The sequence below is a fragment of the Staphylococcus sp. EZ-P03 genome (assembly GCF_003344575.1).
Classification (GTDB): Bacteria; Bacillota; Bacilli; order Staphylococcales; family Staphylococcaceae; genus Staphylococcus; species Staphylococcus simulans_B.
Genome location: NZ_QPMO01000026.1, coordinates 41,035 through 61,979, shown reverse-complemented (window position 1 = coordinate 61,979; position 20,945 = coordinate 41,035). Strand labels below are relative to the sequence as shown.

Sequence of the window (20,945 nt, the reverse complement as noted above, 5' to 3'; positions counted from 1 at the left end):
CCATCCGCATCTGGTGCTGTTGATCTTACTGTGATTGATTGACCATCCGCACCATTTTGACCTTTAGGGATAACTAGAGATTTACCGTCGCTGAAGTCTACTTTTGTTGAACCGTCAGGTTGAACTTCTGTATTTGTTACGGTTACTGAAGTTCCGTTTTGACCTGCTGCACCAGTGTCGCCTTTATCGCCTTTTTCACCTTTAGGGATAGTGATTTCTCGACCATCGCTGAATGTTACTTTAGTTGAGCCGTCTGGTTGTACTTCAGAATTTGTGATTGTGACAGATGTACCGTCTTCACCTTTATCTCCTTTGTTTCCTTTAGGAACAACTACTTTTGTACCGTCACTAAATGTCACTTCTGTGTTGCCGTCTGGTGTTTGCGTTGTACCAGTAATAGTGATTGATTTTCCATCTGCACCATTTGTACCGGCTGCGCCTGTTTCACCTTTGTCTCCTTTAGCTCCTTTTGGAACTGTGATTGAAGTACCATCACTGAAGTTGACTACTGTATTGCCTTCCGCATCCGGAGCTGTTGATGTAACAGTGATTGATTGACCGTTCGCGCCTGTTGCGCCAGCTTCACCTGTATCGCCTTTGGCACCTTTTTCAACAGTTACTGTTGTACCGTCTGAGAATGTAACTTTTGTATTACCTTCTGGTGTTGTTTCAGTGCTTTGAACAGTAATTGATTTTCCATCCGTACCGTTTGTGCCAGCTGCACCTTGAGCACCTGTTTCACCACGATCACCTTTTGCACCTTTAGGGATTGTAATTGTTGTGTCATCGCTGAATGTCACAACTGTATTACCGTCCGCATCTGGAGCTGTAGATTTAACCGTAATTGCTTTTCCGTCTGCGCCATTTTGACCTGCGTCGCCTTTATCGCCTTTTTGGCCTTTTGGAATTGTGACTTCATGGCCATCACTGAAGACAAGTTTAGTTGAGCCGTCTGGTTGTACTTCTGAGCTTGTAATAGTAACTGATGTACCATTCACACCGTCTTTAGCTTTAGGAATAACTACTTTAGAGCCGTCACTGAATGTGACTTCAGTATTGCCTTCTGGTGTTTGAGTTGTACCAGTAATAGTGATTGATTTTCCATCTACACCATTTGTACCGGCTGCACCTTGGGCACCTGTTTCACCTGTATCACCTTTAGCACCTTTTTGAATCGTAATAACAGATCCATCTGAGAAGGTTACTTTTGTATTGCCTTCTGGTGTTGTTTCTGAAGTTTGAACAGTAATCGATTTGCCATCTTTACCATTCACACCATCTTGTGCTTTAGGGATAACAACTTTAGTACCATCGCTGAATGTGACTTCAGTTCCTTCTGGAGTTTGAGTTGTACCAGTAATCGTAATCGATTGACCGTTTGTACCATTTTCGCCTCGTGCTCCTGCTGCACCTGTGTCACCTTTAGCACCTTTTGGAATAACGACAGATGAACCATCGCTGAATCTAACAACAGTGTTGCCATTTTCATCTGGAGCTGAAGATTCAACTGTAATTGATTTACCATTTGTGCCATCTGCACCAGCTTGGCCTTTAGGAATTACAACTGATTTACCATCACTGAAGACTACTTTCGTAGAACCGTCAGGTTGTACTGTTGTACTTTCAACAGTTACTGATGTGCCGTCTTGACCGGCTGCACCAGCGTCACCTTTATCTCCTTTTTCACCTTTTGGAATAGAGATTTCATGACCGTCGCTGAATGTGACTTTAGTAGATCCATCTGGTTGAACTGCAGTATCTGTAATTGTGACAGATGTGCCATTTGTACCATTAGTTCCATCTTGGCCTTTAGGTACAACTACTTTTGTACCATCGCTGAATGTAACTTCAGTTCCTTCTGGAGTTTGTTTAGTGCCGCTGACTGTGATAGATGCACCATCAGCACCTCTAGCACCCGCTTCACCTTGAGCACCCGCTTCACCTTGAGCACCAGTTGCTCCTGTATCTCCTTTAGGAATTTCTAATGTTTTGCCGTCTGAGAATGTTACTTGTTTATTACCATTCGGCAATGTTGTTGTATCTGTGATAGTGATTGATTTTCCATCTTGACCTTTAGGAATTGAGATTTCGTGACCATCACTGAACGTAACTTTTGTTGAGCCGTCTGGTTGTACTTCAGAACCTGTTACAGTAACTGATGCACCATCACGACCAGCTGCGCCAGTGTCGCCTTTATCTCCTTTTTCGCCTTTAGGGATGATAACTTCATGACCGTCACTGAAGACAACTTTTGTTGAACCATCTGGTTGAGCAGCAGTACTTGTAATCGTAATCGATGTACCGTTTGTACCATTTGTGCCGTCTTGGCCTTTAGGAATCACTACTTTTGTACCATCGCTGAATGTTAATTCTGTACCTTCAGGTTTTTGTGCAGTGTTTGTAATCGTAATTGATTGTCCGTCTGCACCTTTTGCTCCTGCTTCTCCTTGAGCGCCAGTTTCGCCTTTAGGTATTTCTAATGTTTTTCCATCTGAGAATGTTATTTGTTTATTGCCATTCGGTAATGTTGTTGTATCTGTAATTGTGATTGATGTTCCGTTTTCACCTTTTGCACCTTGTGCGCCAATTTCACCACGGTCACCTTTTTCACCTTTAGGAATTGTGACTGTTGAACCGTCACTGAATCTAACTACCGTATTACCTTCTGCATCTGGTGTTGTAGATTCAACTGTAATTGATTTACCATTAGCTCCTGCAGCGCCGTCTTGTCCTTTCGGAATAAAGATTTCATGACCATCGCTGAAGACCACTTTTGTTGAACCGTCAGGTTGAACTGCAGTACTTGAAACAGTCACTGATGTACCGTTTGTACCATTTGTGCCGTCTTGGCCTTTAGGAATCACTACTTTTGTACCATCGCTGAATGTTAATTCTGTGCCTTCAGATTTTTGTGCAGTGTTTGTAATCGTAATTGATTGTCCGTCTGCACCTTTTGCTCCAGTGGCACCTTGAGCGCCAGTTTCACCTTTAGGTATTTCTAATGTTTTACCATCTGAGAAGGTTACTTGTTTATTGCCGTTTGGCAATGTTGTTGTATCTGTGATTGTGATTGATGTGCCGTTTTCACCTTTTGCACCTTGTGCTCCGGTTTCACCACGGTCACCTTTATCACCTTTGTCTCCTTTAGCACCTTTAGGAACAACTAATGATTTGCCATCACTGAAGATAACTTTTGTTGAACCATCGGCTTGAGGTGTAATGCTTGTAATTGTGATTGAGTCGCCTTTTGCACCTGTTGCACCGGCTGCACCTGTATCACCTTTATCGCCTTTTTCACCTTTTGGAATCACAAATTCTTTATTATCACTGAAGACTACTTTTGTTGAACCATCTGGTTGAGGCGTAATGCTAGTAATAGTGACTGAATCACCTTTTTCACCTTTAGCACCAGCTGCTCCCGCGTCACCTTTGTCTCCTTTAGAAATAACAGCAGTTGAGTTATCGCTGAAGTGAACGACTGTATTGCCATCTGCATCTTTAGTTGTGTTTGTAACTGTTAATGGTGCTGCATCATGACCGTTTGTACCAGCTGCGCCAGTTTCACCGCGGTCGCCTTTATCTCCTTTAGAGATGACAGCTTGTTGACCATCACTAAAGTGAACCACTGTATTTCCTGCTGGATCTTTTGTTGTGCTTGTTACAGTTAATGGTGCTGCATTTTGACCTGCTTCACCTTTATCCCCTTTGGCACCTTTAGGAATTGTTAAAGTTTTGCCGTCTGAGAATGTTACAACAGTATCGCCATTGCTTTGTGGTGCAATTGAGCGGATTGTGATAGATTCGCCTTTTGCTCCTGTATCACCTTTATCTCCTTTAGCACCAGTTTCACCACGGTCGCCTTTGGCAATTACCGCTTGTGAACCATCACTGAAGTGAACGACTGTATTACCGTCCGCATCTTTATTAGTGCTTGTAACTGTGAGTGGTGCAGCGTTTTGACCAGCAGCGCCAGTTGCTCCTGTGTCGCCTTTATCACCTTTCGCACCTTTAGGAATTACTACTTTTGAACCATCGCTGAATGTTACTTCAATATCACCGTTCGGAGTTGGTGCTGATGATTTAACAGTAACTGCTTTTCCATCTTTACCTTTCGGAACTGTGATTGTGTGATTATCAGAGAATGTCACTTTAATATCACCAGTCGGTAATGTTTCAGTGTTTGTAATTGTAATAGATGTTCCATCTTGGCCATTCGCACCAGTTGCACCTGTTGCGCCTGTATCACCTTTAGGAATTTCTAATTTTTTACCGTCACTGAATGTTACTTCTTTATTACCATTCGGCAATGTTGTTGTATTTGTGATTGTAATAGATTCGCCTTTAGGACCAGTTGCTCCTGTGTCACCTTTCGCACCTTGTGCTCCAGTTTCACCGCGATCACCTTTTTCACCTTTAGGAATAGTGATTGTTGTGTTATCACTGAATGTCACAACTTTATTTCCTTCTGGATCTGTTGTTGTTGATTTGATTGTAATTGCTTTTCCGTCTGCACCTTTTTGGCCTTTTGGAATCACAATTTCATGACCATCACTGAATACTACTTTTGTTGAACCGTCAGGTTGAACTTGTGTGCTTGTAATAGTAACTGATGTACCATTTTGACCAGCTGCACCTTGTGCACCTGTTTCACCACGGTCACCTTTATCACCTTTCGCGCCTTTTGGTACTGTTAATTCTTGACCATCGCTGAAGATAACTTTAATATCACCGTTTGCTTGTGGTGTAATTGAACGGATTGTAATAGATTCACCTTTTGCTCCTGTAGCTCCAGTTAAACCTGTATCGCCTTTATCTCCTTTAGCACCTTTTGGTACTACGATAGATTTTCCATCACTAAACGTAACTTTAATATCACCATTTGCTTGTGGTTCAGTACGTGTAATAGTGATTGAATCACCTTTGTCGCCTTTCGCGCCTGTTGCACCAGCAGTACCTTGTGCACCCGTTTCACCGCGATCACCTTTATCACCTTTTGAAATTGTGGCTGTTGAGTTATCGCTGAAGTGAACTACTGTATTACCAGCTGCATCTTTTGTTGTGCTTGTAACTGTTAATGGTGCCGCATCTCGACCATCTCTGCCGTTTGTACCAGCTGCACCTTGGGCACCTGTTTCACCGCGATCACCTTTATCGCCTTTTGAAATTGTAGCTGTTGAGTTATCGCTGAAATGAACCACTGTATTGCCAGCTGCATCTTTTGTTGTGCTTGTTACAGTTAATGGGGCCGCATTTTGACCTGCGTCGCCTTTGTCACCTTTATCACCTTTTGGTACTACGATAGATTTTCCATCACTGAATGTAACTTTAATATCTCCATTCGTTTGAGGTGTAATACGTGTAATAGTGATTGAATCACCTTTATCACCTTTGGCTCCTGTTGCACCAGCTGCACCTTGAGCACCCGTTTCACCGCGATCTCCTTTATCACCTTTTGAAATTGTAGCTGTTGAGTTATCGCTGAAGTGAACTACTGTATTGCCAGCCGCATCTTTTGTTGTGTTTGTGACTGTTAATGGAGCTGCATTTTGACCTGCGTCACCTTTATCACCCTTAGCACCTTTTGGAATTGTCGCAGTTGAACCATCACTGAATGTGACAACGATATCGCCATTCGCATTTGGTGTCGATGATTTAACCGTAATTGGTGCGCCATCTTTACCTTTTGGAATTATCATTGTTTTACTATCAGTAAATGTAACTTTTGTATCACCATTTGGTAATGCTTCAATTGTTCTGATACCAATTGATGTACCCGCTGCGCCTGTTTCGCCTCGGTCACCTTTATCACCTTTGGCACCTTGTGGACCGGCTGGACCTTGAATACCTTGGATACCTTGATCACCTTTAGGAATTTCTAATTTTTTACCATCACTGAACGTCACTTCTTTATTACCATTTGGTAATGTAGTTGTGTTCGTGATAGTGATAGATTTTCCATCTGTACCTTTAGGAATATCCATTGTTTTACCATCTGTAAATACTACATGTGTTGTTCCATCTGGTAATTTAGTAATACTTGTTATGCCGATTGATGTACCATCTGCACCTCTAGCACCTTGGGCTCCAGTATCACCTTTATCTCCTTTAACACCTTTTGGAATCGTCATTGTTTTGCCATCTGTAAATGTAACTTTTTGGTCTCCATTTGCTAATGGTTCAATTTTTGATATTCCAATCGATGTGCCGGCTGCGCCTGTTTCTCCGCGATCACCTTTATCGCCTTTGGCTCCTTTTGGTCCTCGAGCTCCGGTATCACCTTTGTCACCTTTCGCACCTTTAGGCACTTCAATTTTGTGTCCATCAGAGAAAGTAACTTCGATGTTACCGTTTGGTAATGTTTTAGTAGCTGTAATGTGTACAGATGTACCGTCGGCTCCTTGTGCACCTTGGGCTCCGGTATCACCTTTATCACCTTTGTCACCTTTATCACCTTTTGGAATAATGAGGCCATTTCCATCTGAGAATATAATTGTTATTCCTCCGTCATCCCTAGGCGAAGTACTTATTATTCTAAGAGGATCTCCTTGATCACCTTTTGGACCGGCTGGGCCTTGTGTACCTTGTACACCTTGTGGACCTTGTGCACCCTGTGGGCCAGTTAAACCTTGTGGACCGGCTGGGCCTTGTGCTCCCGTAGCTCCTTTATCGCCTTTCGGACCAGCTGGACCTTGTGCACCTGCAGCACCAGTATCTCCTTTCGCACCTTTTGGCACTACTATTTTATGGCCGTCTGAGAACGTGACTTCGATATCCCCGTTTGCAAGTGGTTTTGTAGCTGTAATAGTAATTGATGTACCGTCGGCTCCTCGTGCACCTTGGGCTCCAGTATCACCTTTGTCACCCTTAGCACCTTTCGCACCTCTTGGCCCTGCTGTTCCATCAGGAATGAATACAGTGCTGATTGGTTGGTTCGTATCTGCATTAATAATTGTTAATAATGTACCTTGTTTACCGTTTTGAGTCGTTCTCTCTTGTGTTGTTGTGATATTAGGCGTACGTCCATCACGAGGTACTATCATTTTACCTGGCAAACTTGTATTGCCATCTTTAGAAACAGTAGCTGTAACTACTTCTGCTTCTCTCAACGGAGCATTTAAAGCCTGCGTAAAAGTACCTTGTGCATTAGATTGTGTTGTATACGTAGTAGGTCCTACATGAATAGTTACTGGGACATTAGGTTCTGTTTCACCTGTAACAGTTCTTGCTCCGGATAATTGCGGATCCACAACCGGAGGCATAAGAATACTAGGTGTTGATGCTGGTTGTCCAATACCTAATTCGATAATTTTATTAACTGGTGGCATAGCAACAGTTCCTTGATCTCTGTATCTTCCTACTAATTCACCTTTATAAGTAATACTTGTTTCGTTATAGACTTTTACTCCTTCTGCCCCTGTTGTTTTAACACGTTGTGTTCCAACAGGAAGACTAGTCGATGTTATATATTGAGTCTCAAATGGCATAGGTACTCTCACTTGACCCTGTGTTTTTTCAATATTTAAATCAGGGTTTTTATCCAAAATAACCTGCATATTATCATGGAAATAGTTTTGAGTTGAGTATGGATCCGGTGTATCCGCATAGGTGGCACCGCCAATAAACATCATTGGGAAGGCAGTGACACTTAAATCACCATTCCAATCTTTAACTGGTACGTTAAATTCTAATTTCCCATAGCCACCTGTTTTTAAAAAATATTCACTTAATGCCGGACGATTGGTTAGTGCATAACCATCTGGATAACCTGGCTTCGTACCGTCATTAGATAAAGTGGCGTTAGGTATTGTACTAGGATACGCTTGCCCTACTTGGTTATATATCCCTTGGATAGACGGTGGTAATGCATATGCAGAACCGAAATTCAAACCGCCAAGGTCGATTGCATGTGACGATCCTGTTCCTGGCGATGCATAATAATCTACCTCAAACTTCATAACATTATGGCTTCTATCAGGAGTAGCTTTAAATGTATAATGGGCAGGTTGTTGTTTAATATACGTTTTACCATTTCCAGTTACTGTTTTACCACTTTCAGGAATATCAATACTTGCTTTTAAAGCACCGATAATTTCAGTATCAGTACCTGTTTTAGGCAACGTAACGTTAGAAGTAGTATTTTCATTTCCGACGGGATATGTTTCTAATGATGATCCTGTTGGTGTTGTTGAAGTCGTATCAGATCCTGCTGCTCTTACTGCATAAACAGTATATTTAGAAGTTTGTTCATTTGCATACTCAATACCAGCTCGTAAAATATCTTGGAATAAATCTTCCGCAGAAACTGTATTATAGTCTACGTTAATTTTACTCATGATACCGTCCACATCATCTGGACCATAGTTGTCTGCCAATAATTGACGTACTAATCCTTGTTTGTCCGATGTGTGCAAGTATTGTTCTACAAATTCTACAGGTGCTTTTTGCCCGTCATTCAGCATTGAAAAATCTATAGAACTTGTATCCGCTTCTCTTGTACTTACTTTTGGCGCTTCAGTACTTTGAGCTGTAGTTTCAGTTGTAGTTTTCACTGCTTCGGTTGAGTTAGAATCTGCTGCTTTTGCAGGTTCTGTTGCTGTTTGCTTTTCTGCAGTCTGTGTACTTTCTGTGTTTGCAGGTGTTGCAGTATTTTGCTGAGGCTGCTCAGTTTTCACAGCTGTTTCTTTTTGTTCTGCGTTAGCTTGCGTCGTTTTAGTCTGTTGGTTGGTTTCACTTGTTGCTTTTGGTTGTGAAACTTCTGATGTTTTTTCTGTGCTAGACTGTTCTGGTTTAGCTTCTGCATTTACAGCTTTTGTATTTTGGTCGGCAGGTGCTGCAGTTTGGTTCGCTGAATTTTCTGCTGGTTCTGTTGCTTGCTGAGAACCGCTCTCTTCAGCCGCTTCTGCATCACGGCTAGCCCCAAAAATTAATGTGGTCCCTAATAAAATAGATGCCGTTCCAACTGTAAATTTTCTAATCGAATATTTGTTATGAATATTCGGCAAGAAGTCTAAACGTTTGTTTGGTTTTCTCATGATGTCCTCCATGTAATTGTGTGTTTTTACTTTAAAACGCCGAAGTATTGCATGTTATTTTTTTATGTAATGCATACTGATTAAGTATAACAAAGTTTTGTACGTTTTAGTACAAATATTTACAAATTATGTACAATTCTATTTCTAAAAATAGAATTTTTTCAATATATCGCTTGACTTCCTCAAAAATAAAAACCGCCAATCCAACTTTGGACTAGCGGTTATACAGCGGAGAAGAAGGGATTTGAACCCTTGCGAGCCTTTCGACTCCTGCTGGTTTTCGAGACCAGTCCCTTCAGCCGAACTTGGGTACTTCTCCTTCGTTATGAGTTGGTTGACGTACATGCAAATTGATAATATCCATCACCAACATTATTTACACTAAAACTTTTGCGACATGATTTCAAAACCTTTGCTTAGACCATGCGGTATCACATAGTATGGTTTTTAAGGAGGTTTCGATGATGCATCTCAAAACAAACTTCATAATAGATACACTTAAAACATTAGACGATCCTTATATCACTATTCCAGTCCACGAAAGCTGGTATCAACATACCTTTACAATACATTTGTCTTATCATCCGCCTTACTTATGGGAAACTTTGCTTGCGTTTTTAGAACGCCGTGCAATACCAGGTGTAGAATTTGCGGATGCATCTTCTTATGCACGTACACTGCTTATTGCGCAGTCTGAATATCATGTTTCACTTAAAGGATGGCTTTCAGTTACACACGATTTCGAACATAACCAATTAAAAGTCGAAATGAGTGCCAGCTGTTATCCCGAATTATGTAATATTCTTATCCGCCTGCGTCATCTGTTTGATTTAGATTTCAATCCAGAAGTCATTAAAACAGAACTCAAAGAACCATGGATTGATCCGCACTTGCGTTTGCCTGGCGGTATGGACGGCTTTGAAGTAAGTGTGCGTACCATTTTAGGCCAGCAAATTACTGTCAGTGCCGCAACCACTTTAGCAGGACGTTTGGTTAAACATCTTGGGACACCTTTTAATTACGGTCACCCTCAGCTGCAATATCTCTTTCCAAATGCTTCGATTATCATTGAAGCCGGCAGACAAAACCTTTTAGAAGGCGGTACGGGCATTGGTGATGTACTTGGTCCTTTAGGTATAACTGGTCGTCGTGCCTCAACTATCGAGGCAGTCGCAAAAGCTGTTCAATCCGGTGAAATTGATTTAGTACCTCTGCCGATTTGGCAAAACGGCACACTCAATAAAGATGCCATCATGAAAGCAGAACATATCATGAAACAATTATCTGCCATTAAAGGCATTGGTCCTTGGTCTATGCATGCCATTGCAATGCGCGCTTTAGGTTATCCTGATGCTTTCTTAGAAACAGATATCGGTGTTATCAACCGTATGCGAGACATTTATCCGGAGATTGAACGTAAAGACAAGAAAAAACGCCTTGCTTACGCTGAATCTTGGCGCCCACTACGCAGTTACGCGGTAATTAATCTATGGAAGTGATCAGCTTTAACGATGTTGTTTTTGACTGTCTTCTAAAATATTTTTAAAGCCGTTCCATTGTACTTTAATAATGATGTCAGCAACTTCTTCAGAAGTCACTTCCTCTTTATGCCCTGCCCAATATTTGAAAGTCGTAATAAACATGTTGAAAATATATTCTTTCAGCAAGTCTCTTTCGACTTTAGTCAGCTTTGTATTTTGACGAATGATATCAAAGCGCTGTTTCATATCATTCTTCAACTTCATTTCAAAGCTGGCATGGGTATTGAAACTTAATAAGAGATGTATTGTATCCGCATAAGGATACAGTGCATCAAACATTTCTTTGATTAATGCTTTTTCATAAAACTCAGTACCGTCGCTTTTCGATTTGAATTGTTTGCGCAGTTCATTCAGCCTTTGGATAACTTCATCCTCAATTTCCTCCAGCAGTTCATATTTATCATCATAATACCGATAAAATGTACTGCGTGTGATCCCTGCTGCTTCCGCGATCTGATGAATCGCAATCAAATCGAAATGTGTTTGTTTCATTAATTGAATCAACGCCTCTTTAATCTTTCGTTTAGTTTGATTCGTTTTTCTAGCGTAAGGCATGCACACCCCTCCATTTGCATTCAATATAACACAAAATCAAATAGACTGTCCTATTTTGGACACATTGTAACAATGTGTACTTTTTATCTTCAAGGTGAGGTGTTATATTGGAGAACGTCAATTTTTGAATAATAATGAATCAGGAGGAAAATATGACCTCAAACCACTCAACTCGCCCTGTCGATATACATGGCAAACCTTATAACCCGACGTTGATTATGGTAACTATGCTGCTGGCCACATTTTCAGGTGTGTTAATGCAGACATCGCTCGGCACAGCGTTACCGACACTTATGCACGACTTTGATATAGATTTCGCAACAGCACAACAAGCCACAACATGGTTCTTGCTCGCAAATGGTGTCATGATTCCATTATCTGCGTTCTTCGCAACACGATTCCCTACAAAATTACTGCATATCTTAGCATATAGTATTTTATTAATCGGCTTAGCGATTACCGCTTTAGCACCCAGCAGCCATCACTATTGGTTCGTATTCTTAGTCGGCCGTATTATTTCAGCTGTTTCTGTCGGCATGATGATGCCGCTGATGCAAATGCTGATTATTAACATGTACCCGCCGAAAAAGCGTGGTGTCGCAATGGGACTCACAGGTCTTGCGATTGGTTTAGCACCTGCCATCGGTCCTACATTTGCCGGTTGGATTTTAGATAAGGACCACATTATTTTAGGTCTGACTTTAAGCAATTCATGGAGAAATATCTTTATTGTTCCGATTGCTGTGATGGTCATTGCACTAGTGCTTTGTATCTTCTTAATGAAAGATATTATTCCTAACAGAAAACTAAAATTAGATATTCCATCATTTATCTTATCGGTATTCGGCTTCGGCCTGTTCCTTTGGGGCTTTTCAAACGTGGCTTCAGAAGGATGGGGCAGCTTTTGGTGGGTCATCTTGCCGATTATCGCAAGTCTGTTCATCTTGACCTTCTTTGTAGTGCGTCAATTGAAAATGACAGATCCATTCTTAGACTTGCGCGTATTTAAAAACAGAAACTTCACTTTCGCCACATTAGGCATTGTATTAATCACAATGGCTATGTTCGGTGTAGAAATGATGCTGCCGACATACTTGCAGAATATCCATGGTTTCTCACCGCTTGTCGCAGGTTTGACTTTATTGCCTGGTGCACTCTTAATGGGTATCACTTCACCGATTTCAGGTGCTTTATACAATAAAGTCGGTGTGAAACGTTTAGCATTTGTAGGTTTCTTTATTCTTAGTGTATCTACAATTCCTTTCGCCTTTTTATCTGGCGAAACATCGACAACACTTATTACAGTGTTATATGCCATACGTATATTCTCAATTGCATTGATTATGATGCCGCTCACTGCTTTTGCGATGGATTCGATTCCTACAGAAGTCGGAACACACGGTACAGCAGTTAATAACACTGCACGTCAAATGGCATCTTCTATCGGTGTTGCATTATTAACATCTGTGACACAAAACATCATTAACAACAACGAGCCGAAAGCATCCTTAAAAGATACCGACCCGTTTGAATTCATGCGACAATTCCAACATGCGATGATTGACGGTTTCAATACTGCCTTTGCGATTGGTTTAGTCTTCGCAGTACTCGGTCTTGCGCTGGTACCATTCTTAGGCAATAATCTTTCTAAAGAAAGCGAGGAAACAAAATGATTATCTTAATAATACTTACACTAGCTGTCTTCCTCACTTGGATGTTTATCAAGCCGAAAGTTGTTCGTATTGCGATAGGCAGTCTGTTAATGGCCTTATTACTGATTCAAGGTATCTTAATCGGTATGAACCTGCATCATCACTTCGGCATGAAGCAAGTCACAACAACTAAAGTACACCATAATGTTTACTCTGCAGGTGATAAACAAAACCCTGCTAATCTAATGATTGCGAAAGAACTCGGCAAAGATACAAACAACTATGTTTTGATTTATCGCGATCACAAAGATCAAAAGAAAGCACAAGCTCATTTCAAACCTGACTTCAGCAAAGAGAAACAAGTGGAAACTGTGAAAAAATCAGCGACGTATCAACTTAAAGACGTCAAACAGCCTGAAGTCAAAACCAAAACAACAGCTTGGGTATTCGAAAATGATTTCTATCAAGCATTGATGAGCTTCGGCGATGACCGCAAAGCATTGATTAAAGAAACTACAATCATTACCTTGCCTAAAGATGAATGGGTTGCAGCATCGCCAGAACAATTAAAACAGCTGCAAGCGAAACAAAAAGATTCCAGCAGCCAGCAAAAACAAATGGCTATGATGCAATCTATGCCGAAAGCAGAACAAACTAAAATGGCTGTGAAACAAATGAAAAAGATGTTAGGACAATAAGCAAACCAAAAGCGCGCAACCTTTAAAAGTGATTGCGCGCTTTTGGTTATGTTTATATGCTTTTTTCATACAATATACATTTTCTATCTATTAATAACCTAAAAGAGCTTTCAATGAGAAACCGACTATAATCGAAACTGTAATAACAAAGAAGCCCGGAAGAATAAAGCTGGTCGGTCGTGTTTGTTTCGTTTCGTCTAGATCTACCGCAAAGAGTAATGTAGGCTGTGCCGGAATCACGAAGTTTACGTTTAATGTTTGAACCATCGCAATAAAGTACATCGGAGGCACACCGATACTCATCAATATCGGCAGCATAATCGAAGCTGTCGCAGATTGCGATATCACTATCATTGTCACCATGGAGACTAAAATAATCACAAGCCATGGGACTTGTTCAATAATGCCTCCTATTTCCTGGGTCATAATCTTTTGGTTGCTCGGTGCACTGAAAATCGTCGCACCTAACCACCCGGGACCGAGGACCGCAAAGAGTGCGCCAATCGCAGATTGCGTAATGTGTGCGTTTAAAATGTCTCTTGTATTCAATTTAATCAGCACCAAGTTGATTGCGGCACTCGCATACATAAACAATTGTACTATCTCTGTTGTTTCTAACTTAACCGTCTCGCCATTCACTTTGAACGAAGGGACAAAATCTGAAAAGATACCAAAGAATAAAATACACGCAACTCCTGTTAAGAAAGCTGCTACACCGATTTTCACTCTTTTTGTAAATTCAGGGCGCGGTTCTGTATCTTCTATCTCTTCTAAAAGCTGTTCCGCAAATTGACTCGGGTGCGGTTTGCGTCTGCCGACGACTGTACAATAAACACTCAGCGCTAACATACTAATCAATGCTGTCGGCAAGACGATGGATAAATATTTGCCCATGGTAATACCGGACACTGCGACAACAGAGATAATATAGGCAGTCGCTGAAGCTGCAGGACTGCATAATAAAGCCAAGTTCGCAGTCAGTACTGAGGCTGTTAAAGGACGCTTCGGCTGAATACCTGCACGTTTTGCGGTCTTCGCAATAATCGGTTCAAGCGATAAAGCAATATTCGCTGTTCCGATTCCGAATACAAAGAGAAACACAATCATCGGTGCGATAAAGATAATCGACTTAGGAAAACGTTCAATAATTTTCGATGCCAAATGAACTAAATAATCAATACCGCCCGTTGCTTGTAATGTACCGCCGGCAATACCGATAGATAATATAATCAAGACTGCAGTTACCGGCGCAGAACCCGGTGGTAATCCAAATATAAAAATCATAATCAATTGCGCCACAATCGCAAAGATACCGCAGCCTAATGCACCTGCTGCACGCAGCCCGAGTAATATCGCCGCAATCATAATGATAATTTCTAAAATAAACAAGAACATGTTAACGCCTCACTTAATTTCTCTTTCTTGTGAAAAAAATAACATACTCTAGTTTATCATGATTCTTCACCGCTGTGCAGTGTAACACAATAGTCAAAAATGAAAATTTAGTGAAAGTCTAATGCTTTATATTGTTTCAATTAACAACTTATAACACATGATATTTTCTGCTTAAACATAAAAAAGCCCTCGGCTGTTACACCGAGGACCCAATGATTAACTTACGCTCTATCCCAATAGCGATATTGTTTGAATGCTTTTAAGATATCTTCTGGATTATCTGAAACGATGACACCAGGCGCATCTAATTTCACTTTTTTATCTTGCAATACTTTTGAAGCTGCTTCATTAAAGAGAATCGGTTTCTTATGCTTATAAGAAAGTGCCGCAAATTCTTCCGCTTCTGGTTCAAGCTCTGAACCATCTGATAATATAACCAGACTGTCGAATAATGTCGCATGTGCAGTATCATAAGTCTCATTCACAGAAATATCTTCTGATAATGATTTTTGCTGCTTGCCGACAAATGCATAGTTTAATTGATTATCCGCTGCACTTTTCGCATAAGATTTTAATGTTTCTGGATCCACATCGCCATTGATTAAGATAGCGACAGAGTGGCCAGGTAATGGAATATCATATTTTTCCATTGTTAATTGACTGTCTTTCTTATCTGTTTTTACTTCTTCATTTTCTTCTGGTACTTCAACACCGACATTCGCCGCAACACGTTCAGCTAATTCTCTGTCAATTTTATTCAATTGATTCACTGCACGCTGACGTACGTCCATGCTTTTACATTTACCGATTTCAAATGAGAAGCCGTCTACAGTATGATCATATTCCGCTTGCGTTAAACTGTTCAGATACAATCTTGGTTGTGAGTAATAATCTTTGAAACTGTCGCTGCGGCGTCTGATCTTATGTCCTTCAACTTTTTCTGGATAATGTTCATAACCGCCTTCAGATTTAGAACTTGTAAACGGACAATTCCCTTCTAATTTGTTCTTATGATAAGAAGTCTGACCTTCATGAATATTCATTTGATGCATCGCATCACGTTGGTTATTACGTACTTTATTTACAGGACGATTGATTGGAATCTGGTTGAAGTTCGGTCCGCCAAGTCGAGAAATTTGTGTATCTGTATAAGAGAATAGTCTGCCTTGTAATAACGGGTCATTTGAGAAGTCGATACCCGGTACTACATGACCTGGATGGAATGCGACTTGTTCTATTTCATCAAACACATTATCTACGTTGCGGTTCAATGTCATTTTACCTACAACTTTAACTGGAATTTCATCTTCCGGCCAAAGCTTAGTAGGGTCTAAGATATCGAAATCAAAGTCGAACTCTTGGTCTTCTCTAATAATCTGCAAGCCTAATTCCCATGCAGGATAGTCGCCTTTTTGAATAGATTCGTGCAAGTCTTTACGATGAAAGTCGATATCTTTACCTTGCAAGATTTGTGCTTCATCCCATACTAATGATTCTAAACCGTGTGTTGGGCGCCAATGGAATTTAACAAAGAAAGATTCGTCTTCTGCGTTGACTAATCGGAATGTATGTACACCGAATCCTTCAATTTGTCTGATATTCTTAGGAATACCGCGGTCACTCATTGCCCATACTGCAGTATGTGATGTTTCAGGATTTTCTGCGAAAAAGTCCCAGAATGTATCATGTGCTGAACCGCCTTGCGGTGTTTCAGTATCTGGCTCAGGTTTTACTGCGTGAATCAAGTCAGGGAATTTAATCGCATCTTGAACGAAGAATACCGGAATATCGTTCCCTACTAAGTCAAAGATACCTTCATCTGTATAGAATTTCGTCGCAAAACCGCGTACGTCTCGTACAGTATCCGGTGAACCTTTTGAACCTTGTACAGTAGAAATACGCACAAATACTGGCGTTACTTTATCTGTATTCGTAAGGAAGTCCGCAGAAGTATACTTAGATAAATCTTCATATAATTCGAATTCACCATGTGCACCAAATCCACGCGCATGTACAACACGTTCTGGAATACGCTCATGGTCGAAATGCATAATCTTTTCGCGGAAATGGAAGTCCTCAAGTAGACTCGGTCCTCTTTCACCAGCGGTTAATGTTAATTCATCTTCACTGACTTTTGTACCATTATTCGTCGTCATTGCTTCATCTTGATGGCTTTTTCTGAATTGATCCAACTGCTCTTGCTTTTTGTTTTTGTGTTCGCTCACTTCAAAAAACCTCCTCAAAAATCATGTCTTACTCCTACAATTCCCCGCACCTTTTAAGCAAAACATTTTTACACTTTATTCACACTTTTTATAAATATGTTATAAAGTATTTGTATAGATTTACATTGAGAGTTTATCAAGATATAAGAAAAAGGCATCCGAAGCTTCAATCACTCAAAGCCTCAGATGCCTAGAACTTTATACTTTAGCCTTTTTATAGTAATAAATTGGAATACCTATCAATGTTACCCCTATACCAATCATTGCTAATACAGGTTGAGTCATCAACGTATTAATTAATACGAATACACCTGCAGCTAATGCGATAATTGGGATAACCGGATATAACGGTACTTTGTAAGGACGTTGCAAATCAGGTTTTCGCTTTCTAAGCAAAATAACTGCGAGAAACGCCATACAATAAAATGTCCAAATCACAAATATCAACATATTCGTAATTGTATCGAATGCGCCTAATAACATCATGACAACAGCCACGATCAGTTGGATGACGCCGCCTAACCAAGGTGTGTCTGATGGTGTCAGACTTAAGAATGCACGTTTAAAAGGAAGTTGATCCAGTTGTGCCATTGCATAAGGAATTCTCATTCCTGTCATTGTATAACCGTTCATTGTTCCATATACGGAGATTAAAATGCCGATTGTGATTAATTTACCGCCATTAGCACCAAATAATATAGAAGATGCATCGCTTGCGGCGTTTAAATTACCGATAATATGATCAATAGGCAATGTCATTAAGAACGTAGCATTGATAAGCAGATAAACTACCATAATCAAGCCGATGCCTAATGCGATTGCGCCAGGCAGATCTTTCTTAGGATTTTTCATTTCCCCGGCAATATTACCAACATGAATCCATCCGTCATATGCGAACATTGTTGCTAGCAAACCGCTTCCTATGGCTTCAAACCATCCTGATGATGTTCCATTTACTACTGGGAACAATGAAAAGGAAACTTCACTGCTTTGAAAGAAGCCAAACACTACAATCAATGCAATCGGGATTAATTTAATCACCAATGTCACTGTTTGAAGCAAGCCGCCTGCCTTTGAACCTAACAAGTTAATGAGCAAAATCGATAATGCGCTCAAAACTGAAATAGGAATCAAATAAAATGCGTTAAGATGAAATAAGTTAATCACTTGTGTACCAAATACGATGGCTAACGCTGCTACGTTAGCTGGAAAATATATAAAGCCTTGGGCCCATCCAGATAAGAAGCCCCAAAAATCACCATAAGTATATTCGATGTATTTTGTTAGACCGCCCGTCTCTGGAATTGCGGCAGCAAGCTCAGCACCTGTCAGCCCTGCACAGATTGTAATAAGTCCGCCTAAGAACCAAACAAGCATCGCCATACTTGTAGAACCTGTCACTTCTGTTACACTCGATACTTTAAAGAAGACACCTGCACCAATCACAGACCCCATCACCAGTGAAAGGGCAGCAAAAAAACCTATGTTTTTCTTTAAGGCTTTGTCACTATTCATTGGGGTACCTCCGTTCTGCTTATATTAAGTTAGCCGACTACACCTTCACTTGTATCTGCTGGTTTAAGCAAAGTATCGATAATATGTGAAACACGTGTTAAGTCTACGTTTCCGCCTGAAACAAGTGCTACTATATTTTTGTCTTTTAACCATTTCGGATCAATCTTACCGCTGATAAGTGCTGCTGTTGGTAATGCGCCTGCACCTTCTGTGATAATTTTTGCACGTTGCATTAAATGACGCATTGCATCTGAAATTTCATCTTCACTGACTAAGATAAATTCATCTACCAGCTTATCTGCTACTTCATATGTTTTATCTCCAGGTATTGCGACTTCTGTGCCATCCGCAATCGTATGATTAGTAAATTGCGATACGATATGTCCTTCTTTCACTGATTCAGCCATACCATGAACATTTTCTGATTGTACTCCGATAATATGAATAGACGGGTTGAATGATTTCAAAGCAGTCGCTACTCCAGAAATAAGTCCGCCGCCGCCGACAGGAACAATCACTGTATCTACATTCCAAATTGAATCCAGAATTTCGAGACCAATGGTACCTTGACCAGCCATTACCTCATTATCATCATAAGGATGAACAATCGTTTTTCCCGTTTCTTCTGCAAGTTCTTCCATATACAAACGAGAGTCATTAAACGTTTCACCTTTTAAAATTACTTCTGCACCATAACCGCGAGTTGCTTCTTGTTTCGCAATAGGTGCTTCTTCAGGCATAATCACTGTCGTTTTGATGTCTAGTAATTTACCTGTTAAAGCTAATCCTTGTGCATGGTTGCCCGCTGAAGCAGTTATAATTCCTTTATCTTTTTGTTCATCTGTAAGATGCAAGATTTTATTAAGTGCCCCTCTGTATTTAAAGGAACCTGTGAATTGCATGTTTTCTAATTTTAAATAGACATTGCCATGTGTCACATTATTGCTTAGAAACATAGATTGTATTAAAGGCGTTTTACGTACATAATCTCGTATTTTCATTTTGGCTTCTTTGATATCGTGAATGTTGCAATATTTTTCTGTTTGCATAATTGCACTGTTAACTGTCATGCTTAACACTCCATTTCTTTATTTAGTCAATCAAGAACATCGCTAAGTGCTTCGTATTTCATATCGTGAGATTGTGCTAAACCTTCGTTGGTAATATGACCTCTGTATATATTGACGCCAGATGCTAGAACTGGATTATCTTTGATTGCTTGTGCAATACCTTTTTTACTGATTTCTAATAAGTACTCAATATTGCCTAAAGCAAGTGCCATTGTAGAAGTTCTTGGGACTGCACCTGGTTGGTTAGGTACTGCATAAAATACTTTTCCATCTTCTACATACACTGGGTTATCAATTGTTGTCGGTTTAATGCCTTCAATTGTTCCGCCTTGGTCAATCGCAATATCAATGAGCACTGATCCTTTTTTCATAGATTGAATCATGTCTTTAGTAACAAGTTTCGGAGGTTTAGAACCAGGGATTAGAATAGTTGAAATAAAGACATCAGCTGTTTTAATTTCTTGTGCTAGATTTTCTTTTGTCGATTTAATCACTTCGACTTTTTCACCTTTAAAGTGGTCTTTCAGCCATGCAATACGTTCATCTTTCAACTCAATAATCGATACATTTGTTTGTAAGCCCAATGCGATTGTCGCAGCGTTTACTGCTGCTGAACCTCCGCCGAAGATAACCACTTTACCTGCTGGGATACCATCAATGGCATCGATACCTGAGATTAAAATACCTTCTCCTTCATGTTGTTTTTCTAAATAATACGCACCCATCAACATTGAGCGTCTGCCGGCAATCGCACTCATAGGCGCAAGTAATGGGGCTTGTCCATCTTTAACAATAGTTTCGCCGCCGATTGCTGTCACACCTGCTTCTTTCATTGCCTCTACCGTTGCTTTAGATGATGCTAAGTGTTGGAAACCCCAAATCACTTGTCCTTCTTTAAAATAACGGAATTCTTTCTCATCCGGTTCTTTTACTTTCACAATTAAATCTGCTTGCCAAGCTTCTTCATGATCCACTAAAAACGCACCAGCTCTTTTATACTGTTCATCATCAAATCCAGAGCCTGTACCAGCATTATATTCAACCACAACACGGTGTCCTTCTAACACAAGTTTTTTAACGTTTTCGGGTGTACACGCGACACGTCCTTCACCTGGTTTTAGTTCCTTGATAATACCAATTTCCATGATCATCTCTCCTTGTGAATTTATTCGCATAGAATGTACCTCTAAAATATTATAAAGTCAAATTGATTTCGTTATTTTTTTAACAAACTTTAAATTTTAAACATAATCAGAATATTT

The 20,945-nt window shown here is 40.3% G+C and carries 10 protein-coding genes and 1 tRNA gene; 3 read left to right on the top strand and 8 right to left on the bottom strand.

Going from position 1 to position 20,945, the window contains the following annotated elements; translation table 11 throughout:
• The coding region (locus tag DVJ99_RS11815; RefSeq protein ID WP_114604376.1) for a YSIRK-type signal peptide-containing protein at positions 1-9,032 on the bottom strand (9,032 nt) is incomplete at its 3' end.
• Positions 9,033-9,261: 229 nt separating this feature from the next.
• Positions 9,262-9,351: transfer RNA gene (locus DVJ99_RS11810), tRNA-Ser, on the bottom strand.
• Positions 9,352-9,493: 142 nt separating this feature from the next.
• Between DVJ99_RS11810 and DVJ99_RS11805 the strand changes: the two genes are divergently transcribed.
• Positions 9,494-10,531 (top strand): DNA-3-methyladenine glycosylase 2 family protein, encoded by a 1,038-nt coding sequence (locus DVJ99_RS11805; protein WP_162912205.1) that lies wholly within the window; start codon positions 9,494-9,496, stop codon positions 10,529-10,531.
• Positions 10,532-10,537: 6 nt separating this feature from the next.
• Here the strand turns inward: DVJ99_RS11805 and DVJ99_RS11800 are convergent, their stop codons facing one another.
• Complete coding sequence (locus tag DVJ99_RS11800; protein WP_114604374.1) at positions 10,538-11,128, bottom strand: TetR/AcrR family transcriptional regulator; 591 nt, start codon at positions 11,126-11,128, stop codon at positions 10,538-10,540.
• 152 nt (positions 11,129-11,280) lie between these two features.
• Here DVJ99_RS11800 and DVJ99_RS11795 point away from each other — a divergent pair, with 152 nt between their 5' ends.
• Positions 11,281-12,801 carry an MDR family MFS transporter gene (locus DVJ99_RS11795; protein ID WP_114604373.1) on the top strand — a complete coding sequence of 507 codons (1,521 nt, stop codon included), beginning with the start codon at positions 11,281-11,283 and terminating at the stop codon, positions 12,799-12,801.
• A complete protein-coding gene (locus DVJ99_RS11790; RefSeq protein ID WP_114604372.1) occupies positions 12,798-13,478 on the top strand; it encodes a DUF4811 domain-containing protein in 681 nt (226 codons plus the stop codon). Before DVJ99_RS11795 ends, DVJ99_RS11790 begins: the two co-directional genes overlap by 4 nt.
• Positions 13,479-13,568: 90 nt before the next feature.
• Here the strand turns inward: DVJ99_RS11790 and DVJ99_RS11785 are convergent, their stop codons facing one another.
• From DVJ99_RS11785 to ald, 5 genes are all read right to left on the bottom strand, one after another.
• The gene (locus DVJ99_RS11785; RefSeq protein WP_105994437.1) at positions 13,569-14,873 is read right to left on the bottom strand and encodes an anaerobic C4-dicarboxylate transporter family protein; all 1,305 of its coding nucleotides are present in this window, start codon (positions 14,871-14,873) and stop codon (positions 13,569-13,571) included.
• 221 nt (positions 14,874-15,094) lie between these two features.
• Positions 15,095-17,029 carry a catalase gene (locus DVJ99_RS11780; RefSeq protein WP_114604379.1) on the bottom strand — a complete coding sequence of 645 codons (1,935 nt, stop codon included), beginning with the start codon at positions 17,027-17,029 and terminating at the stop codon, positions 15,095-15,097.
• Positions 17,030-17,296: 267 nt separating this feature from the next.
• Positions 17,297-18,613, bottom strand: a complete 1,317-nt coding sequence (locus DVJ99_RS11775; RefSeq protein ID WP_114604371.1) for an APC family permease — start codon at positions 18,611-18,613, stop codon at positions 17,297-17,299.
• Between the two features lie 29 nt (positions 18,614-18,642).
• Entirely contained in the window at positions 18,643-19,683 is a 1,041-nt protein-coding gene (gene tdcB, locus DVJ99_RS11770) for a bifunctional threonine ammonia-lyase/L-serine ammonia-lyase TdcB (RefSeq protein WP_114604370.1), read from the bottom strand.
• A gap of 26 nt (positions 19,684-19,709) precedes the next feature.
• Complete coding sequence (gene ald, locus DVJ99_RS11765) at positions 19,710-20,828, bottom strand: alanine dehydrogenase (protein ID WP_114604369.1); 1,119 nt, start codon at positions 20,826-20,828, stop codon at positions 19,710-19,712.
• Positions 20,829-20,945: the final 117 nt, after the last annotated feature.

Coding starts and splice junctions, on each gene's coding strand:
- tdcB (WP_114604370.1), bottom strand. CDS start 19,683: ATGACAGTTAACAGTGCAATTATGCAAACAGAAAAATATTGCAACATT.
- DVJ99_RS11800 (WP_114604374.1), bottom strand. CDS start 11,128: ATGCCTTACGCTAGAAAAACGAATCAAACTAAACGAAAGATTAAAGAG.
- DVJ99_RS11795 (WP_114604373.1), top strand. CDS start 11,281: ATGACCTCAAACCACTCAACTCGCCCTGTCGATATACATGGCAAACCT.
- DVJ99_RS11780 (WP_114604379.1), bottom strand. CDS start 17,029: ATGACGACGAATAATGGTACAAAAGTCAGTGAAGATGAATTAACATTA.
- DVJ99_RS11805 (WP_162912205.1), top strand. CDS start 9,494: ATGATGCATCTCAAAACAAACTTCATAATAGATACACTTAAAACATTA.
- DVJ99_RS11785 (WP_105994437.1), bottom strand. CDS start 14,873: ATGTTCTTGTTTATTTTAGAAATTATCATTATGATTGCGGCGATATTA.
- ald (WP_114604369.1), bottom strand. CDS start 20,828: ATGGAAATTGGTATTATCAAGGAACTAAAACCAGGTGAAGGACGTGTC.
- DVJ99_RS11790 (WP_114604372.1), top strand. CDS start 12,798: ATGATTATCTTAATAATACTTACACTAGCTGTCTTCCTCACTTGGATG.
- DVJ99_RS11775 (WP_114604371.1), bottom strand. CDS start 18,613: ATGAATAGTGACAAAGCCTTAAAGAAAAACATAGGTTTTTTTGCTGCC.